This is a genomic window from Serratia sp. Sp408 (assembly GCF_057180665.1).
The window spans coordinates 1,452,061-1,475,989 of sequence record NZ_JBXUFT010000001.1 but is presented as its reverse complement, the minus strand read 5'-3'; the positions used below and the strand labels follow the sequence as shown (position 1 = coordinate 1,475,989).

At 57.2% G+C, this 23,929-nt stretch carries 20 protein-coding genes and 2 pseudogenes; 12 read left to right on the top strand and 10 right to left on the bottom strand.

Annotated features, from left to right (window positions below; all coding sequences use genetic code 11):
- Positions 1-4: 4 nt before the first annotated feature.
- Positions 5-142: a hypothetical protein gene (locus AC2AXP_RS06930; protein ID WP_156000361.1), complete on the top strand. Its 138-nt coding sequence runs from the start codon at positions 5-7 to the stop codon at positions 140-142.
- Here AC2AXP_RS06930 and AC2AXP_RS06925 read toward each other — a convergent pair.
- Positions 139-420 (bottom strand): YjcB family protein, encoded by a 282-nt coding sequence (locus tag AC2AXP_RS06925; protein ID WP_004962795.1) that lies wholly within the window; start codon positions 418-420, stop codon positions 139-141. The genes AC2AXP_RS06930 and AC2AXP_RS06925 overlap by 4 nt on opposite strands.
- A gap of 324 nt (positions 421-744) precedes the next feature.
- Here AC2AXP_RS06925 and mrdA point away from each other — a divergent pair, with 324 nt between their 5' ends.
- The gene (gene mrdA / locus AC2AXP_RS06920) at positions 745-2,670 is read left to right on the top strand and encodes a penicillin-binding protein 2 (RefSeq protein ID WP_273868301.1); all 1,926 of its coding nucleotides are present in this window, start codon (positions 745-747) and stop codon (positions 2,668-2,670) included.
- Positions 2,671-2,771: 101 nt separating this feature from the next.
- The gene (locus AC2AXP_RS06915; protein ID WP_039992096.1) at positions 2,772-4,490 is read left to right on the top strand and encodes a penicillin-binding transpeptidase domain-containing protein; all 1,719 of its coding nucleotides are present in this window, start codon (positions 2,772-2,774) and stop codon (positions 4,488-4,490) included.
- Between the two features lie 261 nt (positions 4,491-4,751).
- Here the strand turns inward: AC2AXP_RS06915 and osmB are convergent, their stop codons facing one another.
- Positions 4,752-4,964 (bottom strand): osmotically-inducible lipoprotein OsmB, encoded by a 213-nt coding sequence (gene osmB / locus AC2AXP_RS06910; protein WP_004962802.1) that lies wholly within the window; start codon positions 4,962-4,964, stop codon positions 4,752-4,754.
- Positions 4,965-5,264: 300 nt separating this feature from the next.
- Between osmB and AC2AXP_RS06905 the strand changes: the two genes are divergently transcribed.
- The 6 genes and pseudogenes from AC2AXP_RS06905 (at position 5,265) to AC2AXP_RS06880 (ending at position 9,398) form a co-directional block, all read left to right on the top strand.
- Positions 5,265-5,738, top strand: coding sequence for an Rrf2 family transcriptional regulator (locus tag AC2AXP_RS06905; RefSeq protein ID WP_004962809.1), 474 nt, complete (start codon positions 5,265-5,267; stop codon positions 5,736-5,738).
- 190 nt (positions 5,739-5,928) lie between these two features.
- Positions 5,929-6,060 (top strand): annotated as a pseudogene (locus AC2AXP_RS06900) (AcrZ family multidrug efflux pump-associated protein); the annotation flags it as partial.
- 360 nt (positions 6,061-6,420) lie between these two features.
- Entirely contained in the window at positions 6,421-6,774 is a 354-nt protein-coding gene (locus AC2AXP_RS06895; RefSeq protein ID WP_004962820.1) for a DUF1428 domain-containing protein, read from the top strand.
- 11 nt (positions 6,775-6,785) lie between these two features.
- Positions 6,786-7,257, top strand: a pseudogene (locus AC2AXP_RS06890) (VOC family protein).
- A 79-nt stretch (positions 7,258-7,336) separates the two neighbouring features.
- Positions 7,337-8,677 (top strand): D-serine ammonia-lyase, encoded by a 1,341-nt coding sequence (locus AC2AXP_RS06885; protein WP_004962824.1) that lies wholly within the window; start codon positions 7,337-7,339, stop codon positions 8,675-8,677.
- Between the two features lie 115 nt (positions 8,678-8,792).
- Positions 8,793-9,398 carry a nitroreductase family protein gene (locus AC2AXP_RS06880; RefSeq protein WP_004962830.1) on the top strand — a complete coding sequence of 202 codons (606 nt, stop codon included), beginning with the start codon at positions 8,793-8,795 and terminating at the stop codon, positions 9,396-9,398.
- Positions 9,399-9,443: 45 nt separating this feature from the next.
- Here the strand turns inward: AC2AXP_RS06880 and AC2AXP_RS06875 are convergent, their stop codons facing one another.
- The 3 genes from AC2AXP_RS06875 to AC2AXP_RS06865 are packed head-to-tail and all read right to left on the bottom strand — an operon-like array spanning position 9,444 to position 15,777.
- The gene (locus AC2AXP_RS06875; RefSeq protein ID WP_484381518.1) at positions 9,444-11,615 is read right to left on the bottom strand and encodes a virulence factor SrfC family protein; all 2,172 of its coding nucleotides are present in this window, start codon (positions 11,613-11,615) and stop codon (positions 9,444-9,446) included.
- A complete protein-coding gene (locus AC2AXP_RS06870) occupies positions 11,612-14,551 on the bottom strand; it encodes a virulence factor SrfB (protein ID WP_004962834.1) in 2,940 nt (979 codons plus the stop codon). Before AC2AXP_RS06870 ends, AC2AXP_RS06875 begins: the two co-directional genes overlap by 4 nt.
- On the bottom strand, positions 14,551-15,777 hold the full coding sequence (locus tag AC2AXP_RS06865; RefSeq protein ID WP_273868284.1) for an SrfA family protein: 1,227 nt from the start codon (positions 15,775-15,777) through the stop codon (positions 14,551-14,553). Before AC2AXP_RS06865 ends, AC2AXP_RS06870 begins: the two co-directional genes overlap by 1 nt.
- Before the next feature lie 137 nt (positions 15,778-15,914).
- Between AC2AXP_RS06865 and AC2AXP_RS06860 the strand changes: the two genes are divergently transcribed.
- Positions 15,915-16,169, top strand: coding sequence for a hypothetical protein (locus AC2AXP_RS06860; RefSeq protein ID WP_449145539.1), 255 nt, complete (start codon positions 15,915-15,917; stop codon positions 16,167-16,169).
- 44 nt (positions 16,170-16,213) lie between these two features.
- Here AC2AXP_RS06860 and AC2AXP_RS06855 read toward each other — a convergent pair whose 3' ends face one another.
- Positions 16,214-17,131: a LysR family transcriptional regulator gene (locus AC2AXP_RS06855; RefSeq protein ID WP_416153053.1), complete on the bottom strand. Its 918-nt coding sequence runs from the start codon at positions 17,129-17,131 to the stop codon at positions 16,214-16,216.
- A gap of 90 nt (positions 17,132-17,221) precedes the next feature.
- Between AC2AXP_RS06855 and AC2AXP_RS06850 the strand changes: the two genes are divergently transcribed.
- On the top strand, positions 17,222-18,166 hold the full coding sequence (locus AC2AXP_RS06850; protein ID WP_273868282.1) for an MBL fold metallo-hydrolase: 945 nt from the start codon (positions 17,222-17,224) through the stop codon (positions 18,164-18,166).
- A gap of 83 nt (positions 18,167-18,249) precedes the next feature.
- On the opposite strand, the gene AC2AXP_RS06845 is transcribed toward AC2AXP_RS06850, so the two are convergent.
- From AC2AXP_RS06845 to ggt, 4 genes are all read right to left on the bottom strand, one after another.
- The gene (locus AC2AXP_RS06845; protein ID WP_198773066.1) at positions 18,250-19,383 is read right to left on the bottom strand and encodes a YbdK family carboxylate-amine ligase; all 1,134 of its coding nucleotides are present in this window, start codon (positions 19,381-19,383) and stop codon (positions 18,250-18,252) included.
- 3 nt (positions 19,384-19,386) lie between these two features.
- Positions 19,387-19,932 (bottom strand): hypothetical protein, encoded by a 546-nt coding sequence (locus tag AC2AXP_RS06840; protein ID WP_004962851.1) that lies wholly within the window; start codon positions 19,930-19,932, stop codon positions 19,387-19,389.
- Positions 19,932-20,057: a hypothetical protein gene (locus AC2AXP_RS06835; protein ID WP_004962854.1), complete on the bottom strand. Its 126-nt coding sequence runs from the start codon at positions 20,055-20,057 to the stop codon at positions 19,932-19,934. Before AC2AXP_RS06835 ends, AC2AXP_RS06840 begins: the two co-directional genes overlap by 1 nt.
- 206 nt (positions 20,058-20,263) lie before the next feature.
- Complete coding sequence (gene ggt / locus AC2AXP_RS06830; protein WP_484381517.1) at positions 20,264-21,937, bottom strand: gamma-glutamyltransferase; 1,674 nt, start codon at positions 21,935-21,937, stop codon at positions 20,264-20,266.
- A 266-nt stretch (positions 21,938-22,203) separates the two neighbouring features.
- Between ggt and AC2AXP_RS06825 the strand changes: the two genes are divergently transcribed.
- Positions 22,204-23,928 (top strand): sugar phosphorylase, encoded by a 1,725-nt coding sequence (locus tag AC2AXP_RS06825; protein ID WP_484381516.1) that lies wholly within the window; start codon positions 22,204-22,206, stop codon positions 23,926-23,928.
- Position 23,929: the final 1 nt, after the last annotated feature.

Genomic DNA, 23,929 nt, shown 5'->3' with positions numbered 1-23,929 from the left:
CCCATTGGCAAATAAAGCGTGGGGTAATCCGGGGCGTTGGCGAGTGGGGTGCCGCTATGCCTGCGGGCCGTATCTGGCACCCGACAGTGCCTTGCCATCGTCGCTGGATGTGTCGATGGCGAAGCAATTGCCTGCGGTTTAAGGCATCGGATAATCGGTCGGCGTCTTGCTCATCACCTCGATAAACACATCCTTGGTGACTGACCAAAAATGCGACAAGCCTTCCAGGGTGATGGTTATGCCCATCAACCCCATGACAAACCAGATGGCGGTAAACAGACCCAGGCTACTGAACATGAACGCCATACCGTTGCGGCTGGCTTTACGACAAACAACGTTTAACTGGCTGGCGAAAAACATCATCACGGCGCTCAGCAACTCCCAGCGCATCATAATGAAACCTGTAGCTATGGCACTCATCGAACTTCTTCCTTTGCTGCAAAAGCCGCGTCTGGCCGTCTTGCTCCTGCAGGGGGATAAGGCAGGGCAGCGGACAGCGTGGTGGCGTAATTGAACTCATTAGTGTGATCTGTGTCACATTCTAGCATCGAATTTGGCTGGTGCTCAACGGTTGAACAACTGCAATCCACGCTGATGGGAATATGCAAACATGCTGAAACATTTCTGCCACATCATTAGCAACCTTTTCATGGGGTCAATCAGTCAATAACGTTATCCTTGGTCGCTTTTCAATCCCTTGTTTTTACTCAGGGAAACGGAAGTCAGACAGGTAACGTTCCACGCATGGCCCTATTAAAAGAAAAAATTCGCGACCATTCCGCCGAGGAAATGCTGTTCATTCGCCGCGCTGCGGTGGCGCTGCTGTTGGTCGTCACGTGTTTCGGCGTGCTGATCTTCAATCTGTACCGTTTGCAGGTGAAGCAGCATGATTTTTACCAGACGCGTTCGAACCAGAACGACATTAAAACGCTGCCGATTGCGCCAAGCCGCGGGTTGATTTTCGACCGCAACGGTATCCCGTTGGTACGCAACATTACCCTGTACCAGATCCAGGTGGTGCCAAGTAAAATCGCCAATATGACGGCGTTGCTCCAGGCGTTGACGCCGATCGTCGATCTGACGCCGCAAGACATCGAGGCCTTTCGCGATGAGATGCGCCACAACAGCCGCTACAAACCGGTAACGCTGAAGACTGAACTCAACGATAGCGAAGTGGCACGCTTTGCGGTAAACCAATACCGCTTTAACGGCGTCAGCGTCGAAAGTTACCAACAGCGGCAATATCCATATGGCGCGCAGCTGGCACACGTGGTCGGCTATGTATCGAAAATCAACGACCGCGACGTGAAACGGCTGGAAAAAGCCGGCGAGGCCGAAAACTATGCCGCCGATCACAACATCGGCAAACAGGGCATAGAGGGCTACTATGAGTCGCAGCTGCACGGCACCACCGGCTATCAGGAAGTGGAGGTGGATAACCACGGTCGCATCGTACGACTGTTGAAGGAACAGCCACCGCAGGCCGGCAAAAATATCTACCTGACGCTGGATCTGCCCCTGCAGCAATACATCGAATCATTGCTGAAAGGCCAACGGGCGGCGGTGGTGGTGGAAGACCCGCGCGACGGTGGCATATTGGCGATGGTATCCAGCCCAAGCTACGATCCCAACCCGTTCGTCAAAGGCATCAGTTATCCGGCCTACAAGTCGCTGTTGGAGAACCCGGACCTGCCGTTGATCAACCGGGTGACGCAAGGATTATATCCGCCGGCCTCCACGGTGAAACCGTATATGGCGCTGTCTGCGCTGTTCAGCGGCGTGATCACGCCGTCCACCACTTATTTCGGTGCGCCAACCTGGACGTTGCCGGGAACCAAGCGTCGTTACCGCGACTGGCTGAAAAGCGGCCACGGTATGTTAAACGTCACCAAAGCGATAGAGGAATCCGCCGACACCTTCTTTTATCAGGTAGCCTACGATCTGGGTATTGACCGCATTCATTTTTGGCTCAGCCAATTCGGCTACGGCAAATCCACCGGTATCGATCTCAACGAGGAATACGGCGGATTACTGCCCAGCCGCGCCTGGAAGCAGCGGGTGCATAAAAAGGTCTGGTACCAGGGTGACACCATTTCGGTGGGGATTGGGCAGGGCTACTGGGTGGCGACGCCAATCCAGATGGTCAAGGCGCTGACCACGCTACTGAACAACGGCAAAGTGAAAAAACCGCACCTGCTGTACGCCATGCGACGCGGCAATCTGGTGAGCCGCTATCAGCCCGAAGCACATACGACGCAGGTTGGTGATGCCAATTCGCCGTACTGGGGCATCGTGCGCAACGGCATGTACGGCATGGCGAACCTGCCTAACGGTACCGGTTATAAGCTGTTCCATACCGCGCCGTATCAGATTGCGGCCAAATCCGGTACCTCGCAGGTGTTTGGCCTGAAGGAAAACCAAACCTATAACGCCAAGATGATCCCGGTACGACTGCGTGACCACATTTTCTACACCCTGTTTGCCCCCTACAAAAATCCACGGGTCGCCATGGCGCTGATCCTGGAAAACGGCGGCGGCGACGGTGTGGTGGCCGGACCGACGGCGCGCGCCATCCTTGACCATATTTTTGACCCGGCCAATGCGCCACCTGCCGGCGAGCCGGAAAAAGCCAAGGTACCGTTGAGTGACAGTGTCGATGTGCAACAATAAACGCGTTTGCTGGCACTTTCTTACAAACTGACATTATCCGCCAGATTTTGTACGGTTAGACTGCATCGATAAATAATCCGAATAAAAACGCAGGGTTAACAGTGGTAGCATCGACAAAAAAACGGAGCAAGAACTATTCTTCAGCGCGCTTTGGCTGGATTTGTGCGGGTATTCTGGTGTGTTTCTTCCTGCTGATGTTTCGGGTGGGCTATCTGCAATTGATGGAGCACCAGCAGCTGACCAATCAGGCGGATCAGCGATCGGTACGTACACAGGTGATCCCGACCAATCGCGCCATCATTACCGATCGTAATAATGAAGCGCTGGCGGTCAGCGTATCGTCAAAGGACATCGTGCTGGATCCGAAGCACATCATCGACAGCCAGACCAATACCGACGATGCGCGCTGGCAGAGTATGGCTAACGTGTTGAAAATGCCGTTGGCCGACATCCAGGCGCTGATCCGCCACAACGCACGCAAGCGCTTTGTCTACCTGGCTCGTAAGGTAGAGGACGAAAATGCTGCCTACATCCAAAAGCTCCATCTGACCGGCGTCAGCAGCGAACAGGACTTCAGCCGTTTTTATCCCATGGGGCAGGACGCGGCGGGGTTGATCGGCATCGTTGGTCAGGATAATCAGGGACTGGAAGGGATTGAATTGGGCTTCAACCACTTGTTGCAAGGTAAAAACGGCCTGCGGGTCTACCAGAAAGACGGCAGCGGCGCGGTGATCAACGTGCTGAAAAACGTCGATCCGGTGCCACCGCCGAACGTAACGCTGAGTATCGACAAGTTTATTCAATACGTGCTGTTTGCCCAGATCCGTGATGGCGTGATCGCCAACCAGGCCGATTCCGGCTGTGCGGTGCTGGTCAGGGTCAATACCGGCGAAGTGCTCGGCATGGCCAGCTACCCGTCCTTTAACCCTAACAACTACGCTAATACGCCATCAAAAGATATTCGCAATGTCTGTAGCAGCGACAGCTTTGAACCGGGATCGACCGTGAAGCCGGTGGTGGTGATGGTGGGGCTCGATCGCCATCTGATCCAGCCGGATACCGTGCTGGATACCACGCCGTATCGGGTTAACGGCCACCTGATCCGCGACGTCGGTCATTGGTCAAAACTGACCATTACCGGCGTGTTGCAAAAATCCAGCGATATCGCGGTGTCGCACATTGCGTTGGCAATGCCGGCCACGGTGCTGCCCGCGGTGTATCAAAGCTTTGGCCTGGGCAAACCTACCGAACTGGGTATCGGCAATGAAAGCAGCGGCTACCTGCCGCGGCACCGCACCCGCTGGGCCGATATTGAACGTGCAACCTTTTCCTTCGGTTACGGGCTGCGGGTAACGCCACTGCAAATGGCGCGCGAATATGCGGCGATTGGCGCATTTGGCGTGTATCGACCGCTGTCGATCACCAAGATCACACCGCCGGTGGTGGGGCAGCGCGTGATGCCGGAATCGGTAGTCAGATCGGTGGTTCACATGATGGAAAGCGACGCCTTGCCCGGCGGCAGCGGCGTCAGTGCCGCGGTACCCGGTTATCGTCTGGCGATTAAAACCGGTACTGCCGAAAAAATGGGTGACAACGGCAAATACGACGGCGGCTACATCAACTATACCGCCGGTGTGGCGCCGGCCAGCGATCCGCAGGTAGCGCTGGTGGTCATGGTCAACAACCCGAAGGCCGGCAAGCACTTTGGCGGCTCGGTAGCCGGCCCGGTGTTTGGCAAAATCATGGCTCAGGTGCTTGAACATATGAACATTCTGCCCGACGCCCAGCCGCTGAATGTGGTCTCGCACATCAAAGGATAGCTGTGCTGATGCCGGCAAGTACAGTTTGCCGGCATCAGTCTGCTGACGGTTGATCAACAACGGCGATCGCCAGGGATATTTCAGCTACCGCCGTCGGAGAATAAACGTTCAATCAGAATAAGCTGATAAGTAGAGTGTTTTCAGGCGATAAACGGCAGAATAAACAGGCGGGAAATATTTATCCTCGGACCGGCTATTCTGGTATGAATAATAGCCGACCCGAGGTGATTAATTAACGCCAGTGGCGTATTGATAGCGTGATTAACGGCTGGTCTGGTGACCAATAATGCCGCCCAGAGCGGCGCCACCCAGCGTACCCAGCGTGCTGCCGTCGGTGAGGACTGCACCACCCAGAGCGCCGATACCGGCACCGACTGCGGTATTACGATCGCGGTGAGACATATTGCCACACGCGGTTACGGACAGCGTTGACAGAATTAATACAGCTACGCCAGCGGCACGTTTAATGTTCATATTATTTCCTGGTAAAAGTGATGCATTAATAAACAAACTGCATCAGATTATTGCTCTGGTAAAAGTTGAGATGAATGTATTCCGCCGCATAAAAATAAAATAGGGAAATAATCTTAATTTTTTTGCTTTCGCCGTCTGATGACCGCAAGTCGGCAAAAATTGCCAACTATCGCACGAAAAGCTAACGCAATGCCGGCAGTTGATTGACTTTCCCGTAGCCGCTATTCACTATGTGGTTTACTCTGTCACATATATGTCATTCTTATCTGGTCATAAGAACAACTTTTAGCAGGTGCTGGCGTGTCTACATCAACCCGTTTTGCCGTTGCGATCCACATTCTTACCAATATTACGCTGTTTCGCGGCCAGGCGGTGCGTTCGGAAGATATTGCTCGCAGCGTGAATACCAATCCGACGGTGGTGCGGCGCATTCTCGGTGCGCTGGCAGACGCCGGTTTGACACATTCGCAAATGGGGCAAGGCGGCGGGGCGCTGCTGGCCAAGCCGGCCAGTGAGATCACCTTGCGCGACATCTATCACGCGGTAGAAGATCAACCCTATTTCCCATTGCACCGTTCAAAACCCAACGACGAGTGCTACATTGGCCATGCCATCATCCCGGTGCTCGAAGGGGAGTTCGCCCGCATCAGCCGACACATGGAAGCCTCGCTGGCGCAAACCTCGCTGGCGGATATCGTTGGCAAGGTCGAAGCCTGTGCAGGTTATCCGTTCGAGCCCTGCGAATGCATCAATCAACCTGATACCCACCACTAAACTTTCTCGTCTCCACACGCCAGAGAGCACTTTTTTGCATTGTTTTAATGTAACTGTGTAAGTTACATTGATCCACGTCAAAGTGTGACCATTTTCGTCACAGAAAGACATTCCCTATTTAGCGCTAAAAAACCTCAGGGAAATCCTTCTCTGTGGGAGAGGTTTTTTGGTACATGACCAGGAGACGACGATGATTGAGATGTTAGAAAGCCTGGCGATGGTAGTTATTCTGGTGCCGGTGATGGTAGCGGTGTTGCTGGGCGCAATTTATGGCCTGGGCGAGCTGTTCAACCTGATCTCACATGCCGGCAAGAAAAAAGAAGATCGCGCCCCCGCGGTTGCGGCACAAGCCAAACCCGCGGCCGCGGCGCAGGCCAAGCCGATCGAACTGGCCACCAACGCCGAAGCATAACCGGCAATGCGGTGCTATCAACGCCGCAGTGCCGCATACCATGCTAAAAGGGCTGAACCAAGGTTCAGCCCTTTTTTATTGTCTCAACCGGCCGCCGATCAAAACCTGATTACGTTGTACAAGGTGGTGTTCCCGACGCAGCGTCTGTGGCGACGGGGCAGGATAGTTTTTCTACGTTACTATTTTCATCAGCGTCTAAAATTGTAGGGGGGCGTTGGCGCCGTGCCGACGCCATAACCCGATCGTCGTTGACGACCGAGGAGCCAGTCAATGAACTATGTAGACGGTTTTGTGGTGGCGGTACCGGCAGCGAATCAGGAGGCCTATCGCCAGATGGCCGCAGAAGCAGCCCCGCTGTTCAAAGAGTTTGGTGCGTTGCGGGTGGTGGAGTGCTGGGGTGATGACGTTCCGGAAGGTGAAGTTACCGATTTTCGCGGTGCGGTGAAGGCCACGGCAGATGAAGTGGTGGTGTTCAGCTGGATCGAATACCCGTCAAAGGAGGTGCGCGACGCCGCCAACCAGAAAATGATGTCCGATCCGCGCATGCAGGCGTTTGCCGACCGCATGCCGTTTGATGGTCAGCGTATGATTTTTGGCGGTTTCACCACGCTGTTGGATGAATAGCAGGGGGTTACATGAACAAAATCACGCAACAACTGTGGTTTGAAAAAGACATGGAAGCTGCGCTGTTATACCACGCTGATCCCCGGTTCGGCGGTGCAATGGCGCACCACCTTGCCGGCGGATTCGCCTTCCGGCCCGGCGGGGCACGTGACGATTGCCGGCTTTACCCTGGGTGACCAGCGTTATCTGGCGTTCGAAGCCGGCAAGCTGGACAGCTTCAACCACAGTTTTTCCATCAGCGTCGAGTGTGCCGACCAGGCGGAAATCGACCGTTTGTGGCACGGGCTGGGCGACGGCGGGGTGATTGAGCAATGCGGCTGGTTGCGCGATCGCTGGGGGCTAAGCTGGCAAATCGTGCCCAAATGCCTTGGCGAATGGGTTTATGGCGCAGACCGCGAAAAAGCCAGACGGGTGGCTGAAGCGATGCTTGGCATGGTTAAACTGGAGATCGCCGGGCTGGAAGCCGCCGCACGTGGCGACTAACCACCGCTGACCGGCCGCTTGCGCCACGGTGTGCTTTACGCCATGCTGATTTCCCGTGTTATGCAAGCAGGAAGCCCCGATGAAACAGTCCGAGATCAATGCGCTGATTGCCGAGTATCCGCTGGTTGCCCAACTGATGGCGCTACAGCCGGTCAGCTGGTTTAACCCACGTTCAACCACGCTGGCCGCAGGGCTGCCGTTTGTCGGCCTCGGCGCTGAGGACGTTGCGCAGGCATCCCGGCGGTTGGCGCGTTTTGCCCCCTACATCAGCCGGGCATTTCCGCAGACCCGCGCGGACGGCGGTATCATTGAGTCGCCATTGACTGCCATTAGCGCCATGCAGCAGGCGCTGAATGTGCATTACGGGCTGACCTTGCCCGGTCGATTGTTATTGAAGCAAGACAGCCATCTGCCGATTTCCGGTTCGATCAAGGCGCGCGGCGGTATTTATGAAGTGTTGACCCACGCGGAAATGCTGGCGGTCGGTGCCGGCCTGCTGAAACCGGATGACGACTACGCCAGGCTGTTTTCTGACGATTTCCGCCATTTCTTCAGCCAATACCGTATTGCCGTTGGCTCTACCGGCAATCTGGGGCTGTCGATCGGTATTATCAGCGCCAAACTGGGCTTTGGCGTTAGTGTACATATGTCGGCCGACGCCCGCGCGTGGAAGAAGCAAAAACTGCGCGAACATGGCGTCGAGGTGATCGAGTATGCGCAGGACTATGGCGTGGCGGTGGAACAGGGGCGTAAGCAGGCGGCCGACGATCCGCACTGTTTCTTTATCGACGACGAAAATTCGCAAACCCTGTTTCTCGGCTACGCGGTAGCCGGCGAGCGGCTGAAACAGCAGTTTATCCAGCAGGGGATTACAGTGGATGAACAACACCCGCTGTTCGTCTACCTGCCGTGTGGCGTCGGCGGTGGGCCTGGCGGGGTGGCGTTTGGCCTGAAGCTGGCGTTCGGCGATCACGTGCACTGCTTCTTTGCCGAGCCGACTCATTCCCCCTGCATGTTATTGGGCATCTATACCGGGTTGCACGACGGCATCGCGGTGCAGGATCTGGGCATCGACAACGTCACGGCTGCCGATGGCCTGGCGGTCGGCCGCGCTTCCGGCTTTGTCGGGCGCGCGATGGAGCGCCTGCTGGACGGTTGTTATACCCTGAGCGACAGCGAGATGTATCGCCTGCTGGGGCTATTGGATCGCCAGCAGCAGATCCGCCTGGAACCGTCGGCGCTGGCGGGTATGCCGGGGCCGTGGCGGGTTGCTGCCGAACACCCATGGCTGGCGCAGCGCGGTCTGGATGCCGCCAGGATGAGTCAGGCAACTCACCTGGTCTGGGCGACCGGCGGCGGTATGGTGCCAGACAGCGAAATGGCCAGCTATCTGGCGCAGGCGGCCGAGCAGTTGGGCTGACGAAAACGTACCGTCTAGCCCTTTAGAGCTGGACAGACGCGGCCAACGGAAGAAAATACTCACCAGACATAAGACATAAGACATAAGACATAAGACACCAGACATAAGGAAAATCATGAATACGCTTGATGCCATTGCCCAACGCCGGGCAACCAAACAGTTTGATCGCCAGCATCAGATGACGCTGGCAGAGAAAAAAGCGCTGTTGAACATTGCGCTGCAAAATGCGCCCAGTGCGTTCAACTTGCAGCATTGGCGGCCGCTGCTGGTTGAAGATGCGGCGCAGCGCGCAGCGATCCGCGAAGTTGCCTGGAATCAGGCCCAGGTGACCGATGCGTCGATGCTGGTGGTGCTATGCGGTGATTTATCCAGTTGGCAATCGCAGGTAAAAACCGTTTGGGGTGAAGCGGCAGAGCCGGTGCAACAGTTTATGTACCCGGCCATCGACCAGTATTACCGCGACAAACCGCAGGTGCAGCGTGATGAAATCATGCGCAGCAGCGGTATTTTCGCCCAGACGCTGATGCTGGCCGCCAAGGCGCAGGGTTATGACTCCTGCCCGATGGACGGTTTTGACTTTGAGGCGGTCGGCGCGCTGATCAACAAACCGGATCATTATCAGATCGCGCTAATGGTAGCGATCGGCAAAGGCGTCAGCGAACCGTACCCACGCATCGGCAAACTGCCTCTCGATCAACTGGTCGGCATCGATCGTTTCTGATCGTCTATCTAAGGGTATCGGGTTGCTGCCCGATACCGCTTTGCATTACGCCAACGCCTCGCTCAGCGCCGTCAGGCGCGCTCGCAGTTGGTTATCCAGTGAGCTGGCGGCATCATGACCGTCATTTTGCTCGATCAGGGCATCTAACCCCACCAGCCAGTCATAGATATAAAACGCCGCGCCGTTGACCGGCGTTGCCGCCAATTGCGTTAAACGCGCTGGACGGGCAGTATCCAGCTGGGCTACGGAGACAAAGATCGGCTGTCCGTGATGGATACGACTGGCCGGACGCTGCGATGCCGGCAGATGTTGGAACCCCAGCCAGGCGACAAAATCACCCAGTACGCTTAACGCCTGAGATATTTGCCGATCGGCAGCGCTGCCTGCCGTCGCCAGACTGTGCCGCAGCTGAGCCGCCAGTTCCAGACGAAAGGCGGCATTAACCAGTTCATCCACCAGGAGATTCAGCGTGGTTTGATCCACCGCCAGCAGCTTGCGCACTGCGTCATGGTACGGCAAGGCGCGTAAATGGCCGATCCAGTCAGCGAACAGCGCATCGGCAAAGGCGTGATTGTCTGGCGTAACGTTTTGGCTGTGTGAGGCGTTGGTCAACAGATCCAACTCCACGCCAATACTGAACGGATCATCGACCGATGATCCGACGCTGCACGTTTGCCGCTGCAAACGGCGTAGCCGATCGCGCTCTGGCAACAGACGCTCCAGCAGTTCGCCGTGTACGCCGGTTCTGGCCTGCAGGGCCTTGAGCAGGTGCTGGGCGGTTTGTCGTCTCTGCCGCCCCTGACTCTCGGCCGATTGATGCCAACTGCCCAGCAACGTTTCACGTACCTCGCGTCTCAGCGCCTGCAATAACCCGCCAATGCGCTGACGCTGCGTGGTTGCCTTGGCCGCCGCGGCCAGGTAGGCCAGCATCCGTCGAATGTCGCTGGCATCCAGTGCCAATAGCGATCCCCATTGCGCGCCGCTGGCGCTGACATAACGCTGTACCGCGTCGTCCAGCTTTTTTTGCCCGGCCGAGGCGCGGTGATGGCTAAAGACCCACATCAGATCCGGTTTGCCATCGCCACACAGCGGCGGTTGCTCAGCCTGCTGGCGCTGTTGCCAATCGGTCAGCGCTTTACCGACCTCGGCAACGTCCTGATGCCGGGTGGTAGTGGAGCCGACCAGCAACAACTGCGGTTGGCGACGATCGGTGCAATATGCCAGTTGGCAGGCCCGCTTGGCCTGCATCAACCGCTGTATCGGCGTCGAAGTGTCGCCGTCAACGCCGGCAGGAATGTCCAGAATATCCACCGGCTCGCTGAACGGATCGTTTTCAACCGGTTGGCTGAGGCACAGTTCAACGCTCAACAAGGCCAGTTCGGCCAATGAAAACGCCCGCCGATTGGCCTCATCGCCAGCCAATGTCGCGATCTGCACGCTGCTGTCCAGTGGGCTATTGAGGTGCGTTGCCAGGCTACCGTCAATGATGCCATCGAGGTACGGCAGTTCGCCTTTCATTAGCTGAATATGCCGGCTGCCGAGGCCGTGTAACGAGTGAGCCAGTTGGCGATATAGCCCGGTCAGCTGCGGCTGGCTGTTCCACAACGGCGAAAACAGCTGAGCACGGTGATCAATGCCCAGATAAGGCGCCAGGTTGCTCGCAGCCATCCAGAAAGCATTGGCCGGGGGCATTTGCGGCCGATGGCGCAACAGCGCATCTCGCAGCGATGCTACGCAACGTGACGACATTCCCGCCACGGCCACCGTCTGACGCCGCTGGCTTAACGCGGCCAGTTGCTGATTGAGCTGCTGCTCGTCCAGCGGCGGCGCGCCGGCGGTAATGAACAGCAGGGTGATCAGATCGGCCTCGGTCAACAGCGTGAGGCGTGGCGCGGCGATTGTCGCACTGTGACGGTAACGGAGCGTCAACGTCGGCTGCGCAACCTGCATCGTTTGACGTCCCAAAATGACAGCGAGTGACGCATTTTCTGCCTGAACGCGACCATAAATGCCAATGCTGAAAACATCGCTGGCCGCCTGCGCCAGCCGTTCGGCGTCGTGTTGGCAGCGTTGCAGCGCCAGTTGCAGGCGGTCGGCCTCGATAGCCAACCGCGCTGAGCGCTGCCGGGCGTGGTTCAACCAGTCGGCAAGGTTGCCAATCGTCAGTGCGGTTTGCCGTGCCTGCTGCACCAGGGTATTGACGGTTAGTGGATTCATGTGTTGAAGACGCTCCCGCTGTCGATCCAATAGTGCGTCGCGCCGGCACCGCCGGCGGCCAGGGTATTAAGCCTGAGCTGCAACTGTTGCAAGGGAACCGGCGTGCCATCCGCCAGTACGGCATCCGCCAGTTCAAAACGCTCACCGTCCACCACCCGCAGCCGCAGATGCAAAACGTCGTTGCTGGCCAGGCGACGTGCCAGCTGCGCATCGACGATGCTCAGGTTATACAGTGGCGTTGCTGGCCAGCGATCGTTGTCCAGCTGCCGAAAACCCAGTTGTAGCGGGCCACGCAGCGGAAAGCGCGCTGCGTCGAGCATAAACTCGGCCGCATCCAGATCGATATCACGGTAATACACGTTGTCGGCGGTGAGCGCCTGCTGTGCATCCAGCATGCCGAGATAGCGAATGGTGCTATAAGGCTGAAAATCACCGGCCTTGAAATAGAAACTGCCCAGACGCAGATCAAGCGCCAGCAGGCAGAGCATCGCGCCAACCGCCGCGGTGGATTTTGGATTTTCAATCTTTCCCTGGTGGTGGAACGGATACCAACTACTGGTGTGGTAACCGTCCAGTGAGACGATGCGGTTGGCCGGTAGCGGCTGCAAATGACGCAGCAACGCCTGCACGCCCGGCAGGCGGCATGGGCGTCCGCTGAGCAGCAATACATCACAACCGTAATGTGCGACCACTTCTGCCAGCGCGCGCAGACAGGCGGCGATGCGCATCTTGCCGTTCAGGAATGCCACGTGCAGTTGATGCAGCGGCAGCAACAGCGGCGTTTGCAGAATATCGAATGTGGCGGCATCAGCCGGTAGCTGACGTTGCGTTTCACCGTTGATGAACGTCAGTACGCCGGTGGTGGGTAACTGGGGCAACAGTTCGCCAAAGGTTGCCGCCAGTTCCGTATGCCGGTCGAGCGGATCGTATTGTTCATAAGCCTGTAAAATGGCGTGACCGAGCGGTATAAACAGCTGCAAAGCCGTTTGCTGCCGACGGGCGGAAAATCCGTCCAGACGGCCTTGGCTGCCGAACAGTTTGTCCATCAGCGCGGCGGGTTGCGCGACGCCAGCCTGTTGCAGTGCCCGTTGTACCGCCGGCAGCAGGTATTGCTGGATCACATCGAGCAGAATATCGTCGCCGGCCATTTTAAAGCCCTCGCGAAACAGCAGGTTTGGCACGATTTTCACGTTATGCCCCACACCGTCATCGAGAGAAAACTGGGTGATGGACAAATCGCTGGTGCCGCCACCAATGTCAATCGAGGCGATGCGCAGCGCTTTACCGTGCTGCGCTGCAGGGCGGTCTGGCCGCGCCATGCTGGCAAAAAACGCCGCGCTGTGGCCGGCAAAATTCAACTGTGTCTCATTGTAGAGATACACCAGTTGGCCACAGGTGGCCTCATCCCACGCCATCTGCACCTGTGGCACCGGCAGTTTACCGGCGTTTTGTTGCGCCAGGCTGGTGAAGGGCGCATCCACCGGGTGCCAGCCCTGTGCTTTCCACACCAGGCCAATGGCATCGTGCATGCGGCGGCGGAACAGTTCACGCTCCGGTTTCGGCATCGCACAGGGCAGCGTGAGAATGATATTACGTAATTGCCGTGGCGCGTTGCCGTGCGGCATTTTCAACCGTTGACCAACGCTGTTGATTTGCATCAGCACCTGTGCCAGCAGTTCGCTGAGCATCAGCGTCATGATCGCGCTACGGCTGTAGCTGGCGCTGAATACCGGCAACCGCTCCTCGGCCGCCAGATTAAACAGTGGCTGCCCCTGGTCATTGAGCAGATGCGCCAGCGGTGCGGCAGCGGCCATCGGTTCCTGCGGCATATTGAAGCGCCAGCCATGGGGATAGCGCTCCTCGTCCCACAGATAGCGGCGTGGACTGGAAAGACCGGTTGCGCCTTCGGTGCCCTGGCGCCGGGCCGCCAGTCGGCTGGCTTCACTGCCGACACGCATCATCGAGGGCCAGCAAAATGCCTGTTCACGGCCACTCTGGAATGAAAACTGCGCTTTGCCAAACTCGGCCGGCGCAAACTCGGCACGACTGTCAAACTGCGCCTGGTACAGGTACTGCGGCTGCGCCAGGTCGCGCAGTTGCAGTTCGTAGGTATGTTTCAGCCCGTCACTTTCCTCTGGATGATCCTCAACCATAATGCCGCAGGTATGCGAGTTGCCGACATCAAGGATCAGATCGACTGCCACCGCCGGCGCCTGCGCTGACGGGGCGATCAGTCTGATTTGCGGCAATTGCAGGCGGTCGCCGAACATCGCCAGCAGGTTAAGGTAATGTGCCTGATATTCAAACAGCTTCAGCGCGTTGCGTAGCGCCGCTTCACTGCGTTGCTCGAGGGCAACGGCCTGCTGAACAAAGGTTTCCCGCAGCCAGCCGTCAACCCAGGTCAAATCGAGAAACGGATCCAGATCGCGGCTATGGTGCGCCAGGGCGAAACTCAGCCCGGCGCTGACGTCATGGTCGGTGGGCGCCAGCGGCGCTTCGGCGGCATCCAGCACCTGGGTGTCAAATGCCAGGGTGATACGCCAGCGGTTACCGTCACTATCGCTATCTTCCAGCCGGGTAATGCGCAGCCGAGCCCAATTATCCGGTCCGGCCAGCAAGCCGCTTGCTGGGTTGAAGCGCAAGAACGGCAGCGGCAACCATTGGTTGTTCAGCAGGTGGAGTGAATACTCCAGCGGAAAACGCAATTCCGGCCGCACCATTTCCGGCGGCTCTCCTGGCACATTGGCCAGCAGATACCTGCCGTGCACTGTGTCGAACGCCAGTCGCAACAGCGGGCCGTTAGCGGTTTTGCGCACAAACGCGCCGGGCAATTCCGGCAGGACGGTGGCGGCAGGCAACCCAAAATCGAGGAACTGTATGCCGCTGTCTTGAATCAGCGTGATTCGTGCGGGGTAGTCGGTCAAAGTCGCCAGCATTATTTTTTCTCGCGCGTCATCATCATGGGATAGTCGGTTTGGTTGCCGTAGCGGCCGATACATTGCGCGGCGGCGTCGTCGCCCATCGGCGTACAGATCAGCTCCGGCAGTTGATAGCGTGAACCGTCGCTGCAGCGTGCCCGAGTACGGCTGTTGATCACCAGATTGCCGGATTGCATCAACCCGGCCTCAACGTTGACGCTGCAACGCACACCGTCGGCCTGCGTCAGGTTGGCCGTCCCTTTGCCGTGATACAACCGATAGCGCAGAGTGGGCAGTTTGCCGGTCAGCGGGCTGTCGACCGCCGGCCGCGCGCGCCATTTACCGTCAAGAAAACGGTTGGATCCGGCCCTGACCGCCGCGGTAGGCATCACCAGCGCATGTTTATCGTGCGGCGTGGCGATCTGGACCTGGGGCACCGGTGGCATCACCGTGGCGGCTGCCAGCGGTAGCTGGAGCGGCGGCAACGCAACGGATGTTTTGTCTGGTATCGCTGGCGCCGCGCGTGCCGCCACCGTGACGGGTGCGGGTGTAGACGGCCAACTGCGCAGCGCCAGCGTTATCACCAGCGCCAACATGACGGCCAACGCCAAAAGCCAACGCCACCGGCGCTTAGCGCTCCCCATTACGGGCGCGACAACCGCCGCCGGCGTGGCTGGGATCATCTCGGATGGCGGAGGAACCGCGGATACTGACGGCGGTAATGGCGGCGGCAGGTCGGTAGGCGCCAGGGACCTCTCTTCCGGCGCTGGGCGCAGACAGGCAAACATGTCGTTGCTCGGCACACCCTGGTGGCGGATGAAGCCCCAAAAGGTCAGTACCGGTTTGCCATCCACCAGAAAAACGTGCTGGGCATCAGGAATCTGCAATGCATGGTCGAGCAGGGCGGCGAACAGCCTGTGCGCCGGGTTGGCAGAAGCCAACGCCCGCTGGCTCAGCGTGGCGACCGCGCTGCGGCCGGCGTCGAGAACCTGCAATGCCGCCTGACGCTGCGCCAGGCTGGCGGCTTGCCAACCGATCGCCGTCCCGGCGAAAGGGGCATACCAGTCGATGCGATCGCCGGTTTGATTAACTTGAGGAATGGCCAGCATCTGCGCTACCGCAGGCTGATTTTGCAGGCGCAGCGCTTCGCGCAACGGCTGCGCCAGGGTATAAACCGGTTGCCCATTTTCCCCCAGGGCCACCACGTCGTGCAAACTGCCACTGCGTAAAAAGGGTTTTGTCACGCCACCAGAACCTTGGATAAACATAAACGGCGAGTATAAATACCGGCGCTGAAATCAAAGCCGGGAGCAAAGGCTAAAAGCGCCATCTATTTTATCCATCAGCGTGATGGCATTAGGTGTGACGCTGCGATTAGAGAGTGCTGGATACCGCGCTGGAAGAACGTTTTGATCGTATCACCCGCATGGCGCGACGTTTGTTTCGAGTACCGATTGGGTTGGTCACGCTGGTTGATGAGAACCGGCAGTGGTTCAAGGCCTACTGCCGGTTGGCCACGCAGGAAACGTCGCGCGCACCGTGCGATACCGACTGGGCTTTTCCTACGGTATCGTCGAGTTTGATCCACCACAGCGGCAGGGGCTTGATCGGTGACTGGCTGCCGGTGATGCCCTGATGTACCAACGGAAAAAACCACGGCGCATCGCTGAAGCCTGGCCGTCACTGCGCCAGTAATTGTGCCAGACTGCTACGTAACCATTGCAGCGCCGGCTCCTGCTCGCGACGGCGATGCCACAGCATGGCGACCTCAAACTTTGCGATTTCCAGCGGCAATTCACTGGCGCACAGGCCAAAATGTTGGCGCCAACTGGGTTCCAGCCCATCCGGCACGGTAGCGAAGGTTGGCGTACGTTGCAGCATTAGCGGTAACGTCGCAAAGTGCGGCGTGGTGTAACGGACCCGTCGCCGATGCCCCAACAACGCCAGTTGGCGGTCAATAATGCTGCTGTTGGCGCCGCGATAGGACACCAACAGATGCTCGCCGCGGGTATAGGCCTCCAACGTCAATGGCAGCCTGGGCTGCCATTGCGCCGGATGCCAAAAGGTTTTGTAGCCCATTACCGCCAATACCTGTCGCCGTAGACCCTGTGCGGCGCCGTCCGCCACCGAAATGGCCAGATCGATGCGATCCTGCTCCAGCGCGTCGCCATCCTGAAACGGATCGGTTGCCACCACGTTGAGCGTGATGCCAGGGGCGTGCTGATGCAGCAGTTCGAACAGCGGTGGCATCAGCCAGCTTTCCACCCAGTCGGTGATACCGAGACGAAAGCTGTGCTGCGAACTGGCGGGGGAGAATTGTGGCTGCCGAAACAGCACCTGCTGCATGTTTTCCATCAGCGGCGTCAGTTCGCGCACCAGGGCGTGGGCGCGCGGCGTCGGATCCATGCCGTTGGCCGAACGTACGAACAGTGGATCGTCGAACATGACACGCAGCCGTGCCAAAGCGCCGCTGACCGCCGGTTGGCCAAGAAACAGTTTCTGAGCGGCGCGGGAGACACTGCCTTCACGATACAGCACCAGCAGAACCGTCAATAGATTCAGATCGATACGACTAAAATCATTTTCTCTGATATTCACAATCAATCCAATCGATTTGAATGATGTGATTGGACAATACGATAATCTCTGCCAACGTTAAAGCGATGTTTTTCCACCAACAGGATAGCTATGAAATCATATTTAGTGCTGCCCGCCAGTCTACTGCTGGCAACCTCGCTGACCCACGCTGCCGATACGCATCAGCAGGCGCCGGGATATTACCGTATGGCATTGGGCAAGCTGACGGTGACCGCGGTGTCCGACGGCACCATCACGCTGCCGCTGGAGAAATTGCTGCTGCCGATCGATCCGCAACGCTTAAAACAGCGAATGGCAGAGGACGCGATGACGCCACAAGCGGAAACCTCAATCAATACCTTCGTGATCGACGACGGCAAACAGCGGGTTCTGGTCGATACCGGCGCGGGGCAGTTGTTCGGCAATAACGGCGGCCATCTGTTAGCCAACCTGAAAGCGGCCGGTTACCCGGCGGAAAGCATCAATGCGGTGCTGGTGACCCACGTGCACGGCGATCATTCCGGTGGCCTGACGCTCAATGGCAAACCGGCATTCCCCAATGCCGAGGTCTATGTCGACAAACACGATCCTGATTTTTGGCTGGATAGTGCCAACCAGAGCAAAGTGGAAGCGGGGCAGCGCCATACCTTTAAACAATCTGCCGAGGTGTTAAAGCCGATTATCGCCGCCGGCAAACTGAAAACCTTTACCGCGCCGGCCACCTTGCCTCTGGGCATACAGGCGCAGGCGGCCTATGGGCATACTCCGGGCAGCGTGACCTATCGGGTGGAAAGCGCGGGGCAAACGCTGGTGCTGTGGGGGGATATCATCCATGCCAAGGCGGTACAGATGCCTGAGCCGCAGGTGGCGATTCATTTCGACGTCGATCGTCAGCAGGCCATCGCGACCCGCGAGCGTATTTTGGCGCAGGCTGCCAAACAGGGCTATTGGGTGGCGGCGGCGCATATTGCCTTCCCCGGTCTGGGGCATGTGCAAGCGCAAGGTCAGGGTTACCGTTGGGTACCGGTCAATTACAGCACCCAGTTAAATCCGTAATCCATCTATCGGGGGCAGAGCGCCCGCCGCAACACCCACGGGGCCGTCCAACGGTCCCGCTTTTCCTTCATTCGCTGCATCTTTCAGGCGCCGATCGCCACGTTACCGCTGTGCACACCGCTGGTCAGCAGCGCCATCATGGTCTGGATGATGCAGCTTTCGCTGTAACCCGCCTGCGCCATGCCGCGAATACGATCGGCATCGTTTTCGCCGTGCATGACATATTGTTTCAGGTAATCCAGGACCTCGATGTCACGACCGCTGGCGTAGTGATACAGGCGTTGCAGGGTAAACAGCAGATGACGTGACAATTCGGTTTTCTCTGCTGACTGACAGTCGATGTAAGGCGCGCTGAAGCCGTAGCGCTGGGCGCAGAAGGTGTTGCAGGTGACGGCAGAATGGTAGGCCTGTTGCAGCGGCCGGCGTTCATCGAGCAGATATTTCACCAACAGCTGCGCGTAACCGCTGAGCATGCAGGCATGATAAATCGACAACGGCGTATCGCAAACGCGGATCTCGACCGTACCGAAGTTGGGCTTCGGCCGGATTTCCCAATAAATATCCTTCAGGCATTGTATGATCCCCAGCCGCGTCGCGGTGTCGACATACTGGTTAAACTGCTGCCAATTGTGGATATTCTCAATGTAGCCGAAGGTATGGAACGAGTTCAGCGCGCTGAAACGTGAACTGGCAAAGCGTGTATCAACCGACTGGTAATAAGGCGACGAGGCACTCAGGGCGATAAAGTGCGGCAGGTAGGGGATCAGCGCGTGGCACAGATAAATGGCATCATCGCCGCTTTCAACACCGACGTGAATATGTTGGCCAAAAACGCAGGACAGTTTTGCCAAAAAACCCAGGTGATCGTACACCTCCTGATAACGTTCGGTGGGGGTAATGCACTGTTCTTTCCAATCGCTGGTAAGATGGCGACCGCCGCCGCATAGCCCGCAGTGATAACCGGCGGCCACGTCCGACAGCTGGCTGGCAATGGTGCTCAATTCATCGTACAGGGTAAAGGGATTCTTATGCACCGCCGAATTAATTTCTATGGTTGATAGCGTCAGCTCTTCCTTTATATTCTTTTCATTATTCATGGCTTTTATAATTTCCAGGCCTTTTTGCGAAAGCTCGCAGCTATTTAAATCAATGAGCTGTAATTCTAATTCGGCGCCTAAGGTGTAACCTGGCGAGGGATTAAAAGGAATAAACGGCATGATTTACCTCTTTCGCAAAGTGCGAACAAATTCTTCGATGTAGGGAATAATAACCAGCAGCAATATTGCCGCGAACAGCGTCAGCCTATAACCGGTCGGCAACGGGGGTGTTTTCCAACGCAGCGAGAAGTCGGCAGATTGGTCGGCCATGCCGAACAGCGCGGTGAAATCCTGCCAGTTTAACGAGATCACCATCAGCATCGCCATTAACGGGATCATCTCCAGAAAGCTGTGAATATGCTGTTCGATCGGCGTAACTTCACGTTGGTCCACGGCGTAGCTGACATCCCACAGCGCCGTGGCTTCATGAACAAAAAAAGCGACTATCATCAACAAGATAATCAGGCTGTTGATTTCAAGGAAAATGGCGGCCAACAACGGAATACCCACTTCGACAAACATCATCAAATGCAGCAGTGACTCCTTGGTACCGCTGGTTTTCTCTATTTCAGTCGCGCGATGACATGCCCAGTCGGCGATGCCGGCCAATAACCATAATGGCATAACGAAATACAGCAGCATGGCCAGCGTTGGGTCGCCCGTAGTCATTATTTCACCTGCTTGTCACCGGACTCTGGCGCGTGGTGATAATCATCCTTTTCCCGCTTTGGTGAAGCGGCTGGCGGGGTGTTTTTTTCCGGCTTTTTCTGCCGATCGCTTTGATGGTGCATCATTAACCTCCGACTAATCGATATATTAATTAGTCTTATAAGATTAGCCCAATACGCAAAATAATCTTTTCAAGACACAAAAAAATACAGATAAGCGGGGCGATGTTAATGACGATGCATATATGTTAATTATAAATTAAATAATAATGTCTAAATATTTCATCAGCAGCGCCGGGTATTGCTGCTCCCCGACGCAATTGGCCAGCACACTAGCGTTCGATCACCTGTCCAGTACCTCGACCACGCGGGTCGGAAGCGGTTTCTGGCATCCTGCCATTGACGCGGATCGCCTGGATATCCCCCATGTTCCAACCCTGATCCTCCAGGGTATAACCCAGCGCGGTTAACTCTGCCGCCACCTGACCGGTCAACGGCGCGTAACTGTCGTAGTAGAGGGTGTCTTTGGGCAGCAACTGGTGGTGTACGCGCTGCGCCGCTACCGCCTGTTGCAGTGACAGGTGATAATCGTAAATGTTGTTCAGCACCTGAAAGATTGACGTAAAAATGCGTGACCCCCCCGGCGTGCCGAGCACCAGCGTCACCTTGCCGTCGCGGGTAACGATGGTCGGACTCATGGACGACAGCATGCGCTTGCCAGGCTCAATGGCATTGGCGTCGCTGCCCACCACGCCAAAGGCGTTTGCCACGCCGGGTTTGGCACTGAAATCATCCATTTCGTCGTTCAGCAAGAAGCCGGCGCCATTGACCACCACGCCGCTGCCAAAGTCCCAATTTAGCGTATAGGTATTACTGACCGCATTGCCTTGCGCATCGATAACCGAAAAGTGGGTGGTTTGGTGCGTTTCCAGGCCGGGACGTATTTTTTCGCTGGCGGAGATGGCCTGCGGATTCACTTCTGCCGCGCGTTTTTGCAGATAATCGGCGGCGGTCAGCTTGGCCACCGGCACATCGGTAAAGTCAGGATCGCCCAAATAGTCGGCACGATCGGCAAACACCCGCTTTTCAATTTCCGACAACAAATGGATGTAGCGTGCCGAGTTGAGCGTGACCCCCTTAAAATCGGCGGCGCGATACTCCTTGATTGCCAACAACTGCGCCAGAGCGATGCCGCCGGAGCTAGGCAGCGGGGCGGTATAGATGGTATTGCCACGCCAGGCGATCTGCATCGGCTCACGCCATTTCACGCGGTAATCCTTCAGATCGTCCGCGCTGATCAAACCGCCATCCTGCTGCATCTGCTTTACCAACAGGTTGGCGGTTTCGCCGCGGTAAAAGTCGCTAGCCCCCCGATCGGCGATCCGTTCGAGGGTTTTTGCCAGTTCTGGTTGTTTAAACAGGCTGCCTGGCTTCATGCTGCCAAAGTAGTCGCCGAAGTTGGTTTTGCCGGCAAACAGTTTATTGGCGTCTTCACGATACTGGTACTGCTGGTTGGCGACGGTAAAGCCCTGCCGCGCGTAGCCAATCGCCGGCGTTAACAGTTCCGCCCAGGGCAGTTTGCCGAACTTCTGGTGCGCTTCCCATAATCCCATCACCGTACCCGGAACCCCGGCGGCTTTGCTGCCAACCAGACTGAGGTTGTCGATAACCTGGCCTTTTTCATCCAGATACATGCCTTTGCTGGCGGCGTTGGGTGCGGTTTCACGATAATCCAGGAAGTAGGGCTTACCGTCGATATACAGCGCCATAAAGCCGCCGCCACCAATGTTGCCGGCTTCGGGATAGGTAACCGCCAGGGTAAAGGCGGTCGCTACGGCGGCATCCACCGCGTTGCCACCGGCCTTGAGGATCTGCGCCGCGACTTTAGCACCGTATTCGTCCGGCGCGGCCACCGCACCGGCGTCGAGTTGGGCGGCAAACAGCGGAGAACTGGCCGTCATGATGGCGGCGCTCAGCGCCATTATTTTAAACAGGCGAATCTGCATAAGGGTTCCTTTCCGGTTAGTGTTGATGCGGCGGCCAAGTGGCTAATACCTTGTTGCGTAATCACTTTCAGCCGTTTTTTTGGCTCGGCCGCCATAAACAAAATAGCAGCAGTCGCCGTTGGCCGCCTGATGCAAGTCGGCAATTTGCCCACCATGAGGCATCGCTCACAAAGGCACACAGCCAACGGTAGCCTGCCGAGGTGTTTTACCTGTTTACCAGAAGCGGTTATAAAGGAAGCTAATGGTTTTACACAAAAGGAGGGGCTATGGCGTCAGACTTCGAGCAACAGCTACAGCAATTGCTGCGCAGTTTGTATCCTGCCGAACGACGGCCGGCGTTGATTGCCGACATTCTGGCGTTGATAGAAAAGTGGCGCTTACCCCGAGAACAGCGGTCGCAATCGGTCGACGAGAAAACCATTTATCTGATCGCTTATGGCGACGGTCTGTATCAGGACGATGAAAAACCGCTGCGGGTACTGAAACAGTTCGCCGATCGCTGGCTGCAAGGCTTAATCAGCGATATTCATCTGTTACCGATGTTTCCCTGGACCTCGGATGACGGGTTCAGCGTGGTGGATTATCGACGTATCAATCCTGAACTGGGCGACTGGACAGATATTCACGCATTGCATCAGCATTATGATTTGATGTTTGACTGCGTGATTAACCACGTTTCCAGCGCCAGCCTGTGGTTTCAGGCTTATCTGCGCGGCGAGGAAAAATACCAGCACTATTTTATCGAGGCCGACCCACAGGCCGATTACCATTCGGTGATGCGCCCACGCGCGCTGCCACTGCTGACGCCGTATGTCAAAGCCAACCATCAGCGCGTCTATTTGTGGACCACCTTCAGCGAAGACCAGATAGACCTTAATTTTCGCGAACCGGCAGTGTTACTGGAAAGCATCGACATCCTGCTGCAATACGCCGCGTCCGGCGGACGGTCGATTCGCCTGGATGCAATTGGCTTTATCTGGAAAGCGACAGGGACCGCGTGTATACACCTGCCGGAAGTGCATCAGATCATCAAGCTGTGGCGGCTGGTGCTCGACCGCGCCAATACCCATTGCCGCCTGATCACCGAAACCAACGTGCCGCACAGCGAAAATATTCGCTATTTCGGCAACGGCGACGAAGCGCACATGGTGTACCAGTTTCCGTTACCACCGCTGACGCTGCACGCATTTTTACGCCAGAATACGCGCTGGCTCAATGCCTGGGCGACCCGACTCAGTGCCGAAACGCAGCCGATCAACACCACTTTTTTCAACTTTCTGGCCAGCCACGACGGCATCGGCCTGCGGCCGACTGAAAATCTGCTGGACGATGCCGAGCGGGCGTTTCTGGTGGCCGAAGTGGAGCGTAAGGACGGGCGAATTTCCTGGCGTAACAACCCCGACGGCAGTAAGTCGCCGTATGAGTTGAACATCAACTATCTGGATGCCCTGTGCGAGCCGGATGACGGCGTCAACACCAAAGCCGACAAGTTCGTGGCGGCACAGTCAATCCTGTTGGCATTCCGTGGCGTACCGGCGCTGTATTATCATAGCCTGCTCGGTAGCCGCAGCGATCTGGCGGGGGTAGCGCGCTCCGGCATCAACCGGCGCATCAACCGCGAAAAACTGCAGTTGAAAAGCCTGGAACAACAGCTGGTTGAGCCAGGCACGCTACGGGCGGAAGTGTTCCATCGTCTGCGTCACCTGATTTATTGTCGCCGTACCCAGCCGGCGTTTGCCCCCCAGGCGGCGCAGCGGGTGCTGAAACTTGGCGACGCGCTGTTCGGCATCGAACGGGCCGAACAGCGCGGGCAGGAACGCATCAGCTGCGTGGTGAACGTCAGTGCCGCTCCGCAAACGCTGCACTTGCCGCTGCCGGGCACCGATCTGATCGCCATGACGGCGTTTGACGGCAGCATGACGTTGCGGCCGTGGCAGGCGGTATGGATCAAACACTCTGCGCCTGACGGCCCGCGTTGCGCCACGCTGTAAC

Coding starts and splice junctions, on each gene's coding strand:
- mrdA (WP_273868301.1), top strand. CDS start 745: ATGGCCCTATTAAAAGAAAAAATTCGCGACCATTCCGCCGAGGAAATG.
- AC2AXP_RS06875 (WP_484381518.1), bottom strand. CDS start 11,615: ATGAATCCACTAACCGTCAATACCCTGGTGCAGCAGGCACGGCAAACC.
- AC2AXP_RS06880 (WP_004962830.1), top strand. CDS start 8,793: ATGAATACGCTTGATGCCATTGCCCAACGCCGGGCAACCAAACAGTTT.
- osmB (WP_004962802.1), bottom strand. CDS start 4,964: ATGAACATTAAACGTGCCGCTGGCGTAGCTGTATTAATTCTGTCAACG.
- ggt (WP_484381517.1), bottom strand. CDS start 21,937: ATGCAGATTCGCCTGTTTAAAATAATGGCGCTGAGCGCCGCCATCATG.
- AC2AXP_RS06825 (WP_484381516.1), top strand. CDS start 22,204: ATGGCGTCAGACTTCGAGCAACAGCTACAGCAATTGCTGCGCAGTTTG.
- AC2AXP_RS06835 (WP_004962854.1), bottom strand. CDS start 20,057: ATGATGCACCATCAAAGCGATCGGCAGAAAAAGCCGGAAAAAAACACC.
- AC2AXP_RS06895 (WP_004962820.1), top strand. CDS start 6,421: ATGAACTATGTAGACGGTTTTGTGGTGGCGGTACCGGCAGCGAATCAG.
- AC2AXP_RS06845 (WP_198773066.1), bottom strand. CDS start 19,383: ATGCCGTTTATTCCTTTTAATCCCTCGCCAGGTTACACCTTAGGCGCC.
- AC2AXP_RS06840 (WP_004962851.1), bottom strand. CDS start 19,932: ATGACTACGGGCGACCCAACGCTGGCCATGCTGCTGTATTTCGTTATG.
- AC2AXP_RS06925 (WP_004962795.1), bottom strand. CDS start 420: ATGAGTGCCATAGCTACAGGTTTCATTATGATGCGCTGGGAGTTGCTG.
- AC2AXP_RS06870 (WP_004962834.1), bottom strand. CDS start 14,551: ATGCTGGCGACTTTGACCGACTACCCCGCACGAATCACGCTGATTCAA.
- AC2AXP_RS06885 (WP_004962824.1), top strand. CDS start 7,337: ATGAAACAGTCCGAGATCAATGCGCTGATTGCCGAGTATCCGCTGGTT.
- AC2AXP_RS06850 (WP_273868282.1), top strand. CDS start 17,222: ATGAAATCATATTTAGTGCTGCCCGCCAGTCTACTGCTGGCAACCTCG.